This is a genomic window from Streptomyces sp. NPDC104371 (assembly GCF_055583785.1).
Genome location: NZ_JBVJNF010000015.1, coordinates 19173 through 34302, shown reverse-complemented (window position 1 = coordinate 34302; position 15130 = coordinate 19173). Strand labels below are relative to the sequence as shown.

At 69.0% G+C, this 15130-nt stretch carries 16 protein-coding genes; 10 read left to right on the top strand and 6 right to left on the bottom strand.

The genetic code is table 11. The annotated features are described in order from the left end of the window. The 7 genes from nadC (at position 1) to ACZ60T_RS31855 (ending at position 4546) form a co-directional block, all read left to right on the top strand. Complete coding sequence (gene nadC / locus ACZ60T_RS31885) at positions 1-981, top strand: carboxylating nicotinate-nucleotide diphosphorylase (protein WP_365631657.1); 981 nt, start codon at positions 1-3, stop codon at positions 979-981. Positions 982-990: 9 nt separating this feature from the next. Beyond that, complete coding sequence (locus ACZ60T_RS31880) at positions 991-1788, top strand: type III pantothenate kinase (RefSeq protein WP_365631659.1); 798 nt, start codon at positions 991-993, stop codon at positions 1786-1788. A gap of 141 nt (positions 1789-1929) precedes the next feature. Further along, positions 1930-2583 carry a hypothetical protein gene (locus ACZ60T_RS31875; protein ID WP_469669114.1) on the top strand — a complete coding sequence of 218 codons (654 nt, stop codon included), beginning with the start codon at positions 1930-1932 and terminating at the stop codon, positions 2581-2583. Positions 2584-2625: 42 nt separating this feature from the next. Then, positions 2626-2796 (top strand): hypothetical protein, encoded by a 171-nt coding sequence (locus ACZ60T_RS31870; RefSeq protein ID WP_365631663.1) that lies wholly within the window; start codon positions 2626-2628, stop codon positions 2794-2796. 141 nt (positions 2797-2937) lie between these two features. Continuing rightward, positions 2938-3414 (top strand): BlaI/MecI/CopY family transcriptional regulator, encoded by a 477-nt coding sequence (locus ACZ60T_RS31865; RefSeq protein ID WP_469669113.1) that lies wholly within the window; start codon positions 2938-2940, stop codon positions 3412-3414. 9 nt (positions 3415-3423) lie between these two features. Next, positions 3424-3957: an amino-acid N-acetyltransferase gene (locus ACZ60T_RS31860; RefSeq protein WP_365631667.1), complete on the top strand. Its 534-nt coding sequence runs from the start codon at positions 3424-3426 to the stop codon at positions 3955-3957. Between the two features lie 253 nt (positions 3958-4210). Then, a complete protein-coding gene (locus tag ACZ60T_RS31855) occupies positions 4211-4546 on the top strand; it encodes a histone-like nucleoid-structuring protein Lsr2 (RefSeq protein WP_365631669.1) in 336 nt (111 codons plus the stop codon). On the opposite strand, the gene ACZ60T_RS31850 is transcribed toward ACZ60T_RS31855, so the two are convergent. Beyond that, positions 4525-5127 (bottom strand): SCO3374 family protein, encoded by a 603-nt coding sequence (locus ACZ60T_RS31850; protein WP_469669112.1) that lies wholly within the window; start codon positions 5125-5127, stop codon positions 4525-4527. The two genes, ACZ60T_RS31855 and ACZ60T_RS31850, sit on opposite strands and share 22 nt — an antisense overlap. 441 nt (positions 5128-5568) lie before the next feature. Between ACZ60T_RS31850 and ACZ60T_RS31845 the strand changes: the two genes are divergently transcribed. Both ACZ60T_RS31845 and ACZ60T_RS31840 read left to right on the top strand, forming a co-directional pair. Next, positions 5569-8097: an ATP-dependent Clp protease ATP-binding subunit gene (locus ACZ60T_RS31845; RefSeq protein WP_365631673.1), complete on the top strand. Its 2529-nt coding sequence runs from the start codon at positions 5569-5571 to the stop codon at positions 8095-8097. A 432-nt stretch (positions 8098-8529) separates the two neighbouring features. Continuing rightward, entirely contained in the window at positions 8530-9189 is a 660-nt protein-coding gene (locus ACZ60T_RS31840) for a M23 family metallopeptidase (RefSeq protein ID WP_365631675.1), read from the top strand. Here the strand turns inward: ACZ60T_RS31840 and ACZ60T_RS31835 are convergent. Continuing rightward, complete coding sequence (locus ACZ60T_RS31835; RefSeq protein ID WP_469669163.1) at positions 9186-9791, bottom strand: TetR/AcrR family transcriptional regulator; 606 nt, start codon at positions 9789-9791, stop codon at positions 9186-9188. The genes ACZ60T_RS31840 and ACZ60T_RS31835 overlap by 4 nt on opposite strands. A 178-nt stretch (positions 9792-9969) precedes the next feature. Between ACZ60T_RS31835 and ACZ60T_RS31830 the strand changes: the two genes are divergently transcribed. Beyond that, the gene (locus tag ACZ60T_RS31830; protein ID WP_365631677.1) at positions 9970-11559 is read left to right on the top strand and encodes an MDR family MFS transporter; all 1590 of its coding nucleotides are present in this window, start codon (positions 9970-9972) and stop codon (positions 11557-11559) included. 103 nt (positions 11560-11662) lie between these two features. Here ACZ60T_RS31830 and cseC read toward each other — a convergent pair whose 3' ends face one another. The 4 genes from cseC to ACZ60T_RS31810 are packed head-to-tail and all read right to left on the bottom strand — an operon-like array spanning position 11663 to position 14931. Then, positions 11663-13027 carry a two-component system sensor histidine kinase CseC gene (cseC, locus tag ACZ60T_RS31825; RefSeq protein ID WP_365631679.1) on the bottom strand — a complete coding sequence of 455 codons (1365 nt, stop codon included), beginning with the start codon at positions 13025-13027 and terminating at the stop codon, positions 11663-11665. 8 nt (positions 13028-13035) lie between these two features. Further along, a complete protein-coding gene (cseB, locus tag ACZ60T_RS31820; RefSeq protein WP_365631681.1) occupies positions 13036-13740 on the bottom strand; it encodes a two-component system response regulator CseB in 705 nt (234 codons plus the stop codon). A 10-nt stretch (positions 13741-13750) separates the two neighbouring features. Next, positions 13751-14404 carry a hypothetical protein gene (locus tag ACZ60T_RS31815; RefSeq protein ID WP_365631683.1) on the bottom strand — a complete coding sequence of 218 codons (654 nt, stop codon included), beginning with the start codon at positions 14402-14404 and terminating at the stop codon, positions 13751-13753. Further along, entirely contained in the window at positions 14392-14931 is a 540-nt protein-coding gene (locus ACZ60T_RS31810) for a SigE family RNA polymerase sigma factor (RefSeq protein ID WP_252425011.1), read from the bottom strand. Before ACZ60T_RS31810 ends, ACZ60T_RS31815 begins: the two co-directional genes overlap by 13 nt. Between the last annotated feature and the right edge of the window lie 199 nt (positions 14932-15130).

Below are 15130 nucleotides of genomic sequence, written 5' to 3'. Positions count from 1 at the left end.
ATGAGCACCCCCGACCTTCCCCTCGTTCCGAGCGGCGGCTGCGGCGACGGCTGCGCCTGCGGTGCGGACGACGACATGGACGCCTACCTGGAGTGCGGACTCGACCCCGCCCTCGCCCAGTTGCTGACGGACGCCGGACTCGACCCCGTGGAGGTCGAGGACATCGCCAACCTGGCCATCGAGGAGGACCTGGACAACGGCGTCGACGTGACGACGGTCGCGACGATCCCCGAGGACGCCGTCGCCACGGCCGACTTCACCGCGCGCGAGGCGGGCGTGGTGGCGGGCCTCCGGGTCGCCGAGGCGGTCATCTCGGTGGTCTGCACGGACGAGTTCGAGGTCGAACGCCACGCGGAGGACGGCGAGCGGGTCGAGGCCGGACAGAAGCTCCTGACCGTGACCACCCGCACCCGCGATCTGCTCACCGCCGAGCGCAGCGCGCTGAACCTGCTGTGCCGCCTGTCGGGCATCGCGACGGCCACGCGCGCGTGGGCGGACGTGCTGGAGGGCACCGAGGCGCGCGTACGCGACACCCGCAAGACGACGCCGGGCCTGCGCTCCCTGGAGAAGTTCGCGGTCCGCTGCGGCGGCGGCGTCAACCACCGCATGTCCCTGTCGGACGCGGCCCTGGTGAAGGACAACCACGTCGTGGCGGCAGGCGGGGTGGCGGCGGCCTTCGAGGCGGTCCGTACGACGTTCCCGGGCCTGCCGGTCGAGGTCGAGGTCGACACCCTCCACCAGTTGCGCGAGGTCGTGGACGCGGGCGCGGACCTGATCCTGCTGGACAACTTCACGCCGGGCGAGTGCGAGGAAGCGGTGGCCCTCGTCGCCGGCCGCGCCCAGTTGGAGGCCTCGGGCCGGCTGACCCTGGAGAACGCCAAGGCCTACGCGGACACGGGCGTCGACTTCCTGGCGGTCGGAGCGCTGACGCACTCCGCGCGGATCCTGGACATCGGCCTCGACCTGCGAGCGGCGGAGTAGGCGAAACCCATGCTGCTGACCATCGACGTAGGCAACACCCACACCGTCCTCGGCCTGTTCGACGGCGAGGACATCGTCGAGCACTGGCGCATCTCCACGGACGCCCGCCGCACGGCGGACGAACTGGCGGTGCTCCTCCAGGGCCTGATGGGCATGCACCCCCTCCTCGGCGAGGAGCTGGGCGACGGCATCGACGGCATCGCGATCTGCTCGACGGTCCCCTCCGTCCTGCACGAGCTGCGCGAGGTCACTCGCCGCTACTACGGCGACGTCCCCGCGGTCCTGGTCGAACCCGGCATCAAGACCGGCGTCCCGATCCTCATGGACAACCCGAAGGAGGTCGGCGCCGACCGCATCATCAACGCGGTGGCGGCGGTCGAGCTGTACGGCGGCCCGGCGATCGTCGTGGACTTCGGCACGGCGACGACGTTCGACGCGGTCTCGGCGCGCGGCGAGTACACGGGCGGCGTCATCGCCCCCGGCATCGAGATCTCCGTGGACGCCCTCGGCGTCCGCGGCGCCCAGCTCCGCAAGATCGAGCTGGCCCGTCCGCGCTCGGTGATCGGCAAGAACACCGTCGAGGCGATGCAGGCGGGCATCGTGTACGGCTTCGCGGGCCAGGTCGACGGCGTGGTGAGCCGGATGGCCCGCGAGCTGGCGGACAACCCCGAGGACGTCACGGTCATCGCGACGGGCGGCCTGGCCCCGATGGTCCTCGGCGAGTCCACGCTGATCGACGCGCATGAGCCGTGGCTGACCCTGATCGGTCTGCGCCTGGTCTACGAGCGGAACATGTCCCGCATGTGAGGCGTGGAGCCCCGGCGGAGCACCACCACCGCCGGGGCGGCGCCGCACGGCGACCGCATCCGCCCCCACCTGGGGGAACCGCACAGCGACACGACCCCCCAACAAGGTCGGTTTTGTCCGATTAGCGGTAGCGTCCCCCGCATGCCCACGCCACACGGATCCCGCGGCGGCCTGGCGTTCGGCGCGGAGGAGCTGCGTGTGCTCCGCCGAGCCCTCGCCCTCGCCCTCCAGCCCCGTACCGCCTCCGCCGAGGACGTCCAGGAGTGTCTCCGCCTCGCCGAGTCCGTCGACGAGGCGGTACGCGAGGGCGCCCGCCTGCGGGCCTTCCTGCTGGCCGACCTCGCTCGCTACCGCGCGGCCCTCCCGGGCGCCGTCGTCGGCTACTGCGCCCTCCTGGAGGAGGCTCTGAGCGTCGGCTACCGCCCGGTCCCGGACGACCTCGCGGCCCTGGGCGCCCTGCGCGGCACCCCCGCCGCCGCGGCCCTCCTCGACCGCTGCTCCGCCCTCGCAGGGCGCAGCGCCCGCGCCCGCCTCACCCCCCGTACGGCCACCATCCCCGCCTCCCGCGCCCGTCTCACGGCGCTTCCGGGTGGCCGTGCGACCGCGGAGGACCCGGCGGGCGAACCGGCCCGCAAGCCCAGCGAGAAGCCGGGGGAGCGGCCCGACCGGCCCAGCCCCCGGCCGGAACCGCAGAGCCCGCGCCCCTCGCGCCCGATCCCCACCCCGGGCGAGGTCTTCCCCCCGAAGCGCAAGCCCGCCCCTCCGCGCTCCGCGCACCGACTGGCCGCGGTCTGACCCCGGGGGAGTGCCCGGACGGACCCTGGCTACTCTGGACTCATGGACTACGTCTCCGCGCTTCTGCCCCCGGTCGTCATGGCTGTCTTCTTCATCGGGCTGATCAGGGTGATCGTGAAGACCCAGGGCGGCGCCAACAAGGCCAAGGAGGACGCGGCCGTCGACGCCGCCTTCGCCCACGCCGAGAGCAAGACCCCGGACGCGACGGCCTGACCCCGGGCCGGTCCGCACCGGCAGCGCACCCTCCGGCGTACGACTCACCGCTTTCCGAGTCGTACGCCCTTTTTGCTACCCCTCACCGGGAAAGCCACCGTTCGGCAGGCCATGACCGGGATCTCCCACTATTCTGCTGAGGTGCCTCGCCCCCTGGGAGAACTCGAAGACGCGGTCATGACGCGGGTGTGGAAGTGGAACCGCCCGGTGACCGTTCGAGAAGTCCTGGAAGATCTCCAACAGGAGAGGTCCATCGCGTACACCACGGTGATGACCGTTTTGGACAATCTCCATCAGAAGGGCTGGGTCCGCCGTGAGGCGGAAGGCCGGGCCTATCGATATGAGGCGGTCTCCACCCGCGCCGCCTACGCGGCCGCACTGATGAACGATGCCTGGGCGCAGAGCGACAACCCGGCCGCCGCACTCGTCGCCTTCTTCGAGATGATGAGCGACGAACAGCGGCAGACGCTGCGCGACGCCGTACGTATCGCACAGGGACCGCAGGACGCGGGTGAGTCCGCCGAACCCGCGGAGAACCCGGAGAACCCGCAGGAGAACGTCGCGGAGAAGGGCGAGGAGAAGAACCCCGCCGCGACCGAGGAACGTACCGGGCGATAGCGTCCACTCATGCCAGCAGAGAGTCCTGAAGCAGCCGCAAAAGCCCTCACCATCCGACGGGCCAGGACGAGCGATGTCCCGGCGGTGCGCCGCCTGCTCGACGCCTACGTCCGGCGCGGCATCCTGCTCGACAAAGCGACGGTCACGCTTTACGAGGACATCCAGGAGTTCTGGGTCGCGGAACGCGACGACAACGGCGAGGTCGTGGGCTGCGGTGCGCTGCACGTCATGTGGGAAGACCTCGCGGAAGTCCGTACTCTCGCGGTGACGTCCGAGGCCAAGGGGCACGGCGTCGGTCACCACTTGCTGCAGAAGTTGCTCCAGACCGCCCGCTGGCTCGGGGTTCGCCGCGTATTCTGTCTGACCTTCGAAGTGGACTTCTTCGGGAAGCACGGGTTCGTCGAGATCGGTGAGACTCCCGTCGACACCGATGTGTACACCGAGCTGATGCGTTCCTATGACGAGGGCGTGGCGGAGTTCCTCGGTCTCGAACGAGTGAAACCGAACACCTTGGGCAACACTCGGATGCTTCTGCATCTGTGATCGCCGACGGATCACCCCTTGACTATTCGACCGCCTTCCGTCGGACAGCCTTGCCCGCGTTCCCTATGTCCGAAACGCGCATGTTTCCGGTCTCCCGTCTCTCCCTCGGTCTCTCTCAGGGGTTTGTGTTTTTCCGGCAAAAGCGGTTTGCTTTCCGACGTAACGCAGTACTGCATATAACAGGGGACCCGAAACAAGCGGGGCACAGGCCGCGAACCAGCGGCCCCTGAAGTTATCGATGAAAGGAAATCCGGTGGCACAGAAGGTTCAGGTCCTTCTTGTGGACGACCTCGACGGCGGCGAGGCGGACGAGACCGTGACGTTCGCGCTGGACGGCAAGACGTACGAGATTGACCTCACGACCGCGAACGCGGACAAGCTCCGTGGCCTTCTCGACCCTTATGTGAAGGGTGGTCGTCGCACCGGAGGCCGTGGGGCGGGCGGCCGTGGCAAGGCCCGCGCCACTTCCGGTGCCAGTCAGGACACCGCGCAGATCCGCGCCTGGGCGAAGGAGAACGGGTACGAGGTCAACGACCGTGGCCGCGTCCCGGCGACCATTCGTGAGGCCTACGAGAAGGCGAACGCCTGAGCGTTCGCACGGCGCAGCCGGATCCGGTGGCAGTGCGTCGCCATGGTGTCGACCAGCCGCACCAGATCGGGGGCGCTCCCCGCGCCCCCCAATGCCGACAGCGTCGGCAGCCGGGATTCGACCTCGCACCCCGGCTCAGGGGGCCGCAGCCAGACGGCGGCCCCCTGTGAACGGATCCGGCCGGGAGCCCAGCCCGGCGGCAGGGGTGCCTCGACGCATCCGCCCGCGCCGGTCGCGGTGAGGTCCAGCGCGAGATCGCCCCACTCCAGCCAGTCGAGCAGCCCCGGCAGCTCCTCCGCGCTGCCCGCGGCCACCAGCAGCCGCATCCGCCCGGCGCGCAGCGCCACCGGCGAGGCCGGTCCCAGATGCCGCAGCGCGGCGAACCCCGCCTCCGCGGGGACCTCCAGGACGTCGAAGCGCACCCCGGTGACCAGACGTACCGGCAGACCGGGCGCCGTCGGCCAGCCCGGTCCGCTCTCGTACCACCGTCGTACCGCCTCGCCCGGGTCGAGCGCCCCGCGCGGCGGCGGGAGCACCCCGGCGGGGCGCGGCAGGGGGCGGTCGGGTGACGTGAGGGCCATGCCGGGAGCAACAGCCCGGGGCGTGGTCGAGTTACGCTGGGTGGAAGCTCGGTTGCACAGTGTGTCGAACAAGGGGGCGTTCGGGGGTGCGCGGTGGCGCAAGGATGTTCGCCCGTAGCGGAGGGAACCGGTACGTGCGGCATGGAGTGTCCGCACATACGGGTAAGACATCCCTAGTGGGAGGGGGCGACACGCAGCACGGGCGGTCTCTCGTTCGCCATGGGCGTACTGGCGACGTACTGGCGACTGGGATATCTGCCTGGCCTGCGGGAACATCGTCTCGCACCATCGGGTTGGAGCAGATGTCGGCGTTCGGGGTCAGGAGGCCAAGGACGGTGTCGGCAGTTGGAATGAGCGGTCCCCGCTTGCGGGACTAAGCTGCGGAAGGACAGGGAGGGGAGCGTCCCCTTACTGCCTGACCGCTCTGAGGAGCGATTAACGATGTTCGAGAGGTTCACCGACCGCGCGCGGCGGGTTGTCGTCCTGGCTCAGGAAGAAGCCCGGATGCTCAACCACAACTACATCGGCACCGAACACATCCTCCTGGGCCTGATCCACGAGGGTGAGGGTGTCGCCGCTAAGGCCCTGGAGAGCCTCGGGATTTCGCTCGAGGCGGTCCGCCAGCAAGTGGAGGAGATCATCGGCCAGGGCCAGCAGGCGCCCTCGGGCCACATCCCCTTCACCCCCCGTGCCAAGAAGGTCCTGGAGCTGTCGCTCCGCGAGGCTCTTCAGCTCGGCCACAACTACATCGGCACGGAGCACATCCTGCTCGGCCTGATCCGCGAGGGCGAGGGCGTCGCCGCCCAGGTCCTGGTCAAGCTGGGCGCAGACCTCAACCGCGTCCGCCAGCAGGTCATCCAACTGCTGTCGGGCTACCAGGGCAAGGAAGCCGCCACCGCGGGCGGCCCGGCCGAGGGCACCCCCTCGACCTCTCTCGTCCTGGACCAGTTCGGCCGGAACCTCACGCAGGCCGCTCGCGAGTCCAAGCTCGACCCGGTCATCGGGCGCGAGAAGGAGATCGAGCGGGTCATGCAGGTGCTGTCCCGCCGTACGAAGAACAACCCGGTCCTCATCGGCGAGCCCGGCGTCGGCAAGACGGCGGTCGTCGAGGGGCTGGCGCAGGCCATCGTCAAGGGCGAGGTGCCCGAGACCCTCAAGGACAAGCACCTCTACACCCTCGACCTGGGCGCGCTGGTCGCCGGCTCCCGCTACCGCGGTGACTTCGAGGAGCGCCTGAAGAAGGTCCTCAAGGAGATCCGCACCCGCGGCGACATCATCCTGTTCATCGACGAGCTGCACACGCTGGTCGGTGCGGGTGCCGCCGAGGGCGCCATCGACGCGGCCTCGATCCTGAAGCCGATGCTGGCCCGCGGTGAGCTCCAGACCATCGGCGCCACCACGCTGGACGAGTACCGCAAGCACCTGGAGAAGGACGCGGCCCTCGAGCGCCGCTTCCAGCCCATCCAGGTCGCGGAGCCGTCCCTGCCGCACACCATCGAGATCCTCAAGGGCCTGCGCGACCGCTACGAGGCGCATCACCGCGTCTCCATCACGGACGAGGCCCTGGTCCAGGCCGCCACCCTGGCCGACCGGTACATCTCCGACCGCTTCCTGCCGGACAAGGCGATCGACCTGATCGACGAGGCGGGTTCCCGGATGCGCATCCGCCGGATGACCGCGCCGCCGGACCTCCGTGAGTTCGACGAGAAGATCGCGGGCGTCCGCCGCGACAAGGAGTCGGCGATCGACTCCCAGGACTTCGAGAAGGCCGCTTCCCTGCGCGACAAGGAGAAGCAGCTCCTCGCGGCCAAGGCCAAGCGGGAGAAGGAGTGGAAGGCCGGCGACATGGACGTCGTCGCCGAGGTCGACGGCGACCTGATCGCCGAGGTCCTCGCCACCGCCACGGGCATCCCGGTCTTCAAGCTGACCGAGGAGGAGTCCAGCCGCCTGCTGCGCATGGAGGACGAGCTCCACAAGCGCGTCATCGGCCAGGTGGACGCCGTCAAGGCGCTCTCCAAGGCGATCCGGCGTACGCGTGCGGGCCTGAAGGACCCGAAGCGTCCGGGTGGCTCGTTCATCTTCGCGGGCCCGTCCGGTGTCGGTAAGACCGAGCTGTCCAAGGCGCTGGCCGAGTTCCTGTTCGGCGACGAGGACGCGCTGATCTCCCTCGACATGTCGGAGTTCAGCGAGAAGCACACGGTGTCGCGTCTCTTCGGTTCGCCCCCCGGTTACGTGGGCTACGAAGAGGGCGGCCAGCTCACGGAGAAGGTGCGCCGCAAGCCGTTCTCGGTCGTCCTCTTCGACGAGGTCGAGAAGGCCCACCCGGACATCTTCAACTCGCTGCTGCAGATCCTGGAGGACGGTCGCCTGACCGACTCCCAGGGCCGGGTCGTGGACTTCAAGAACACGGTCATCATCATGACGACCAACCTCGGCACCCGGGACATCTCCAAGGGCTTCAACCTGGGCTTCGCCGCCGCGGGCGACACGAAGACCAACTACGAGCGCATGAAGAACAAGGTGTCGGACGAGCTGAAGCAGCACTTCCGCCCCGAGTTCCTCAACCGCGTCGACGACGTGGTCGTGTTCCCGCAGCTCACGCAGGACGACATCCTGGCGATCGTCGACCTGATGATCGGCAAGGTCGACGAGCGGCTCAAGGACCGGGACATGGGCATCGAGCTGGCCCAGTCCGCGAAGGAGCTGCTGGCGAAGAAGGGCTACGACCCCGTGCTGGGCGCCCGGCCGCTGCGCCGCACGATCCAGCGCGAGATCGAGGACACGCTGTCCGAGAAGATCCTCTTCGGCGAGCTGCGTCCGGGCCACATCGTGGTCGTGGACACGGAGGACGGCGAGGGCGACACCAAGGTCTTCACCTTCCGCGGCGAGGAGAAGTCGGCTCTGCCGGACGTTCCGCCGATCGAGCAGGCAGCCGGTGGCGCGGGCCCGAACCTGAGCAAGGAGGCGTGAGCGCGCGACGCTCGGCCTGAAGAACGAAAAGGGGCTGCCCCGGGACTTTCGGTCCTGGGGCGGCCCCTTTCGCATGCCCGCGGAGCCCTGATTCCTCGCCGCTCAATCGCCGATTCAGCCGTAATGGATCTGTCACGGATGGTTGTTCCGAAGGGGGCCGCGCGTGACAAGGGGCACAGGTGAATGAGCAACTACTAGACGCTTTAGTGCCCCGATGGATCACGTATCGCGGGCGCTTTCCCGGACTTCCGCAGGGCGCTCGATGCGCAGAGCCTGCGGTTTAGGGGGAAATGTCTGAATTGCGGGAGTCTGTCAAGCATCTCTTGGTTTTACTGCGATGTACTAGAAGTCATCGTAGATCACACATTTGGGGGATCCGTTCGGGTCGGGTTACCAAGGGATGCATCAAGTCCCCGATCCCCTGAGGTCTTCATGTTCAACCGCGTCACGTCCCACTTCTCCCGCAAGCCCCGTCTTCGTACCCGCGCCGCCGTGCTGGCCGCCGGCCTTGGAGCCACGGCAGCACTCGGGGTCGGGGTCGCGCACGCCACCGGTTCGCACGCGCAGGCCCCCCAGGCCGCGAGCACCGGCGCGAAGGCGGCGGGCACCGACACGAAGGCAGTCTCCGGCAATGCGAAGCCGGCCGGCGCCAGTGCGCAGGTGGTCAATTCGTCGGGCTGGGTCGCCCCGGTCAAGCAGTACGCGCTCTCCGCGGGCTACGCCCAGGCCGGTGGCATGTGGAAGTCCACCCACAGCGGCCAGGACTTCGCCGTTCCGAGCGGGACGGATGTCGTCGCCGCGAGCAGCGGTACCGTCGTCAAGGCCGGCGGCAACGGCGCCGGTGACGGTCCCGCGTACGGCAACGCCGTCGTGATCAAGCACGCCGGTGGCACGTACTCCCAGTACGCCCACCTCTCGCGGGTCGACGTGCAGATCGGCCAGAGCGTCGGTGCCGGACAGCACATAGCGAAGTCCGGTAACACCGGTAACTCCAGCGGTCCGCACCTGCACTTCGAGATCCGGACGACCCCCAACTACGGGTCTGCCGTCAACCCCATCGAGTTCCTCCGGGCCAAGGGCGTGGCCCTCTAAGACGTCCGAGACGTCTCCTGTGACGCAGGCGCACCCGAGTGCGCCTGCGTCACCATGTCGATCGCGACCTCCAGGCTGGCCTTGCGCTTGTCCTCGGGGTCGCTCTCTATGTCCTGGAGGATGAACATCCCCGCGTGCATCGTGAACAGCGCGGTGATGCAGCGGACCTGGTCGGTCAAGGACGCGTCCGGATCTCTGAGGATGTCGCGCATCTCGAGCATGCGGCCCTTGAACTGGTTGCCGATGCTCAGCTCCCGCACCGTGGCCTGGTTCTCCTGCATGAAGCGGAAGAGCGGGGCCGCGCCGGCCAGTGCCTCGCTGTAGCGGCGCAGTACCTCCTGCTTCGTCTCCAGGGTGTGCGGCTGCGCCTTGCCCCACTCGATCAGCTCGTCCATGGGGCGGGTGAGGTCCTCGAAGAGGCTGACCAGGATCTCTTCCTTGGTCTTGAAGTGGTAGTACAGCGCGGCCTTGGTGACGTCCAGATGCTCGGCGATCTCCCGCAGCGAGGTCTTCTCGTAGCCCTGCTCGGCGAAGAGTTCGAGCGCCACGTCCTGGATGCGCTGGCGCGTGTCGCCACGCCGCTGCCGCTTGGTGCCGCCCATGGTGTTCATCGTCGCACTCCTCGCAGTCGCGGACCATCTGCCGGCCGGCCGGCGTACCAGGCCCGCGGAAACTTACTTGACGCCCGGCTAGTTACGGGGTTACCGTCCCAGTGTAGTCAACTAGCCGGTCGGCAGGTAAGGGTCCGACAGGCTCGCAAGACCAGGGAAGTGGGGGGCCATGGCGGACAGCGCGGCACCAGTCGGAAGCGACCAACAACCACGGAGCGTGCGGGTCGTCCTGCTCGCTCTCATGATCACGATGATGCTCGCGATGCTCGACAACATGATCGTGGGCACGGCGATGCCCACGATCGTGGGCGAGCTGGGCGGCTTGCAGCATCTGTCCTGGGTGGTGACGGCCTACACCCTCGCGACCGCCGCCTCCACCCCCCTGTGGGGCAAGATCGGTGACATGTACGGGCGCAAGGGCGCCTTCATGAGCTCGATCGTGATCTTCCTGATCGGTTCGGCGCTCAGCGGCATGGCCCAGGACATGGGTCAGCTCATCGGGTTCCGTGCCTTGCAGGGCCTCGGTGCCGGTGGCCTCATGGTCGGCGTCATGGCCATCATCGGCGATCTGATACCGCCGCGGGAGCGCGGTAAGTACCAGGGCATGATGGCCGGCGTCATGGCGCTGGCGATGATCGGCGGACCGCTGGTCGGCGGCACCATCACCGACCACTGGGGCTGGCGCTGGGCGTTCTACATCAACCTGCCCCTCGGTATCGTCTCCCTGGTCGCCATCAGCGCGGTGCTGCACCTGCCGAAGAAGCGCGCCAAGGCCCGTATCGACTACCTCGGCGCCGGGCTGCTGACCATCGGCATCACCTCGATCGTGCTGGTCACCACGTGGGGCGGCACCGAGTACGAGTGGACCTCCCCGCGGATCATGGAACTGATCGGGATCGGCGTCGTCGCGCTCGTCGGGTTCGTGCTCTGGGAGACCAAGGCCACCGAACCGGTCGTGCCGCTGCACATCTTCCGCAGCCGCAACTTCTCGCTGATGGCGCTGATCGGCTTCATCACCGGGTTCGTGATGTTCGGCGCGGTGCTGTTCCTGCCGCTCTACCAGCAGTCGGTGCAGGGTGCGTCCGCGACCAACTCCGGGCTGCTGCTCCTGCCGATGCTCGGCGCGATGCTCGTCATCTCGATGATCGCGGGCCGGATCACCACGAACAGCGGGCGGTACAAGGCCTTTCCGGTGATCGGCAGCGTGCTGATGATCGCCGGTCTGTTCCTGCTCTCCCGGATGGACACCGACACGACCCGGTTCACCTCCGGTCTGTACATGGCCGTCCTGGGCGCCGGTATGGGCTTCCTGATGCAGATCACCATGCTGGTCGCGCAGAACAGCGTGGAGATGAAGGACATGGGCGTCGCCTCGTCGTCCGCGACCCTCTTCCGTACGCTCGGTTCCTCCTTCGGTGTCGCGATCATGGGCGCCCTGTTCAACAACCGGGTGCAGGACGTGATGCAGCAGCGGGTGGGCCCGCAGTCCAAGGTCACCGCGCAGTCCGCGCAGTTGGACGCGAAGAGCCTGGACAAGCTGCCGACGCTGGTCCGCGAGGCCTATCAGCACGCGGTGTCGGCGGGCACGCACTCCGCGTTCCTGCTCGGCGCGGTGGTGGCCGTGGGCGCGCTGATCGCCGCGGTGTTCGTGAAGGAGGTCCCGCTGCGGGGAGCGGGCCCGGACAAGAAGGCGGAGGCGGACGGGGACGCCCCCCAGGACACCGCACAGGCACAACCGCCGGTAGCCAAGGCCGTCTGAGCCCCGAAGGCCCCCGGAGCCATCCGCTCCGGGGGCCTTCGCTTGTGTGCGTCCCGCTCAGGGGTGCTCGCGGCGTTTCCGGCGGGCGGCCCGGGGACCTCGGTTACTTCCCCGACGTGGGTAGTGCCGGGAAGCTGCCTGTGTTGGTCGGGGCGTGTTCCGGTAGCCACAGCACTGCGACCGCGCCCTCGGCCGGGATGTCTTCCGGGGCTCCGGCCGGGCGTACGTTGCGGAAGGTCAGGCGGGCGCCCAGGACCCGTGCCTGGCCCGCCGCGATCGTCAGGCCCAGGCCGTGTCCGCGACCGGAGCGGTCCGAGCTGCCCGTGCGGAAGCGGCTCGGCCCCTCCGCGAGGAGCTCCTCGGGGAAGCCGGGCCCGTGGTCCCGTACGCGGATCACCCGGCCCTCGACCGAGACCTGGACCGGCGGCTTGCCGTGCCGGGCCGCGTTCGCCAGCAGATTGAACAGCACCCGCTCCAGCCGCCGCGGGTCCGTGGTGACCTCGGACTCATGGATCACCCGGATCTCGATGTCCGAGTTCTTCGCGGCCACCCGTCGGCTCACGAACTCGCCGAGCAGGATGTCCTGGAGTTCGGCCCGCTCGGAGGCGCCGTCCAGCCGTGCGACCTCCAGGACGTCCTCCACCAGCGTGCGCATGGCCTTCGCGCGGTCCAGCACCAGCTCGGTGGGGCGGCCCGGCGGCAGCAGTTCCGCCGCCGTCAGCAGACCGGTGACCGGGGTGCGCAGCTCGTGCGCGATGTCCGCCGTCACCCGGCGTTCCGCCTCCAGCCGCTCCTGGAGCGCGTCCGCCATCGCGTCGACCGCGCGCGCCAGATCGTCCGTCTCGTCGCGCACCACACCGCCGATCGCGTCCCGTACCCGTACATCGGTCTCGCCCTGGGCGACCCGGTTCGCCGCGGCCGCCGCCTTGCGCAGCCGCCGCGAGAGCTGCCCGCCGATCAGCACACCGAGGGCCGAGCCGCCGAGAACCACCGAGATCGAGCCGATGATCAGCGCCTGGTCGAGGTCCTTCATCACCTCGGTGCTGCGGTCCGTGAAGGGGGTGTGCAGGGACAGCACCCTGCCGTCCTTGAGCGGGACGGCGGCCCAGATGTCCGGCACCCCGTGCGCGCCCTCGGAGACATAGGTGGCGCGTCGGCCCTCCCTGACCTTCTCCAGCAGATCCCGCGGGATGGCCGGGTCGTCGACCTTGACGCCGAACGACAGGGTGCGCCCGGACTCGTACATCCGCTGGGCCACCTGGACGCGCGAGTCGGCGAGGTCGCGTGAGTTGTTGAGCATCGAGACCCGCGCCGCGCTGTGCACGACGAGGCTCAGCGCGAGCGCGACCAGCGCGCCGACCAGGGCGATGGCCGCGCTGAGCTTCCAGCTCAGCCCGGTTCGTATGCCCGCGTCCTCGGGGACCAGGCGCTTGAGAAGCCGCCGCACGCGCTTGAGAACCCTTCGCATGCTCCTGGTCAGGCCTTCAACTTGTAGCCGAAGCCGCGGACCGTCTCGATCCGGTCCTGGCCGATCTTCGTGCGCAGCCGCTGGACATGGACGTCGACGACACGGGTGTCACCGCCCCAGCCGTAGTCCCACACACGCTCCAGCAGCTTGTCGCGCGAGAGCACCGTGCCCGGCGCCGAGGAGAACTCCAGCAGCAGCCGCATCTCGGTGGGGGTGAGCCCCACCGGCTGTCCCGACCGGCGTACCTCCATGCCCTCGGTGTCGACCTCCAGCTCACCGAAGGTGAGCACGGCGGTGTCGCCGGACGTGGTGTCCTCGGCCGCCCGGTGGGGGCCGCTCGCGTGCCCGAAGCGGCGCAGCACGGCACGGATGCGCGCGACCAGTACGGCGCCGTCGAACGGCTTCGTGACGTAGTCGTCGGCGCCGGCCTCCAGGCCGAGCACGACGTCGATGGAGTCGGCGCGCGCGGAGAGCATGATCACCGGGACGGTCGACTCGTCGCGGATACGGCGGCACAGGCTGACGCCGTCGAGGCCGGGGACCATGACGTCCAGCAGGGCGATGTCCGGGCGGTCGGCGCGGAACGCCTCCAGGCCCGAGAGCCCGTCGGGCATCGCGGTGACCGCGAAGCCGTCGCGCTCCAGCGCGAGCTGGGTGGCCTCGCGGATGACGTCGTCGTCCTCGACGAACAGGACGTGGGTCTGCTCTGCCATCCGAATGCCCTCAGTTCCCGGTGGGCGCGACCGCGTCGCCGTTGCCCACCGCGTTGCTGTACTCGTTGTGCGTGCGGGACTGCTCGGTGAAGTGCTTCGCCTTCCAGCGGTAGGTGATCACTTCCTCGCTGGAGGGATAGTCCACCGAGTCACTCTTGTCGAACACCTGTTGGGTCACCACCAGCTCGCCGCGGTCTATCTCCGCGTAGACCGGAGGCTCCTCGGCCTTGAACACATTGTGGTACGTGTCCTGAGCCCTCCGGTACACGTACGAGCCCACGCCGACGGCGTCACCGCAGGTCATCACGTTGACCACGATGTCGTTCGCGGAGCCGTGGGTCAGGTTCCCGTAGGACACGTCGACCGGGTACTCGTCGCCCACGCACGGCTTCAGGTCGTTCTTGACCGCGCTGGAGACCAACGGGTCCGCCTTGACCATCCGCACCACGTCCATGCGCGTGGGTTCCCTGGTGGTCGGCGAGGAGGAGGGGGTCGGATGGGACACCACCGTGTTGCCGCCCGCCGGGCCCTCGTCGCGGGCGCCTGTGCCACCGGTGGCACAGGCGGAGGCGAACAGACCGAGGGCGGCGATCATGGCCAACGCCACGATCGCCGCCTTGCGGGCTCTGTTGGACCGTATGGCTCCTGTGCCTAGGCCGCGCAACGCTCCCGCTCCTCACGCTCCAGCGCGCGTGCGTCCAGGTCGCGCGCCTCCAGCTCCTGACGGAGCCGGGCGAGCGCCCGGTGCAGCGTGCTCTTGACCGTTCCGGCCGACATGCCGAGGGCGGCGGCCGTCTCCTCAGTGGACATCTGCTCCCAGTGTCGCAGGACGACGACACTGCGCTGCTTCGGAGCCAGCACCTTCAGGATGTCCATCAGCAGGGCGCGGTCGGCATGCTGTTCGGTGGCGTCCTCGACGCTCGCGTCGGGGAGCTGCTCGGTGGGGACCTCCTCCAGCTTGCGGGCCCGCCACCACTCCGTCCGGGTGTTGATCATGACGCGGCGCAGATAGGCGTCCGCGAGGCGCTTGTCGGCGATGCCGTCCCAGCGGCCGTACGTGCGCACCAGCGCGGTCTGCAGCAGGTCCTGGGCGTCCGTGGGGTCCGGGACCAGTCGGCGGGCACTGCGCAACAGCGCGTCCTGCCGGGTGCGGACGTACTCCTCGAATTCGAGCACCTCGCCGTGGGCCATTCCAACCGCCTCCGTTCCCCGTTCTCCGACCTGCGTACCTCGCCGTGCGCGGTACGCATATGAAGCTACGGAGGGCTTGTCACGGGGTTGTCCGAGGCAGCCTGCGAGAAGCGCTCGGCTGTCCGTCGGTTGTGTAACGGAAGTAGGAACGGGGTAAGGCAGAGCGGCAGTTGGGGATGGTATGAGGGGATTTGCCCTG

Excerpts from the sequence above, each read along its gene's own strand:
- cseC (WP_365631679.1), bottom strand. The coding sequence starts at position 13,027 with ATGCGAAGGGTTCTCAAGCGCGTGCGGCGGCTTCTCAAGCGCCTGGTC.
- ACZ60T_RS31835 (WP_469669163.1), bottom strand. The coding sequence starts at position 9,791 with ATGGGCGGCACCAAGCGGCAGCGGCGTGGCGACACGCGCCAGCGCATC.
- ACZ60T_RS31840 (WP_365631675.1), top strand. The coding sequence starts at position 8,530 with ATGTTCAACCGCGTCACGTCCCACTTCTCCCGCAAGCCCCGTCTTCGT.
- ACZ60T_RS31850 (WP_469669112.1), bottom strand. The coding sequence starts at position 5,127 with ATGGCCCTCACGTCACCCGACCGCCCCCTGCCGCGCCCCGCCGGGGTG.
- ACZ60T_RS31845 (WP_365631673.1), top strand. The coding sequence starts at position 5,569 with ATGTTCGAGAGGTTCACCGACCGCGCGCGGCGGGTTGTCGTCCTGGCT.
- nadC (WP_365631657.1), top strand. The coding sequence starts at position 1 with ATGAGCACCCCCGACCTTCCCCTCGTTCCGAGCGGCGGCTGCGGCGAC.
- ACZ60T_RS31830 (WP_365631677.1), top strand. The coding sequence starts at position 9,970 with ATGGCGGACAGCGCGGCACCAGTCGGAAGCGACCAACAACCACGGAGC.
- cseB (WP_365631681.1), bottom strand. The coding sequence starts at position 13,740 with ATGGCAGAGCAGACCCACGTCCTGTTCGTCGAGGACGACGACGTCATC.
- ACZ60T_RS31810 (WP_252425011.1), bottom strand. The coding sequence starts at position 14,931 with ATGGCCCACGGCGAGGTGCTCGAATTCGAGGAGTACGTCCGCACCCGG.
- ACZ60T_RS31875 (WP_469669114.1), top strand. The coding sequence starts at position 1,930 with ATGCCCACGCCACACGGATCCCGCGGCGGCCTGGCGTTCGGCGCGGAG.
- ACZ60T_RS31880 (WP_365631659.1), top strand. The coding sequence starts at position 991 with ATGCTGCTGACCATCGACGTAGGCAACACCCACACCGTCCTCGGCCTG.
- ACZ60T_RS31870 (WP_365631663.1), top strand. The coding sequence starts at position 2,626 with ATGGACTACGTCTCCGCGCTTCTGCCCCCGGTCGTCATGGCTGTCTTC.
- ACZ60T_RS31860 (WP_365631667.1), top strand. The coding sequence starts at position 3,424 with ATGCCAGCAGAGAGTCCTGAAGCAGCCGCAAAAGCCCTCACCATCCGA.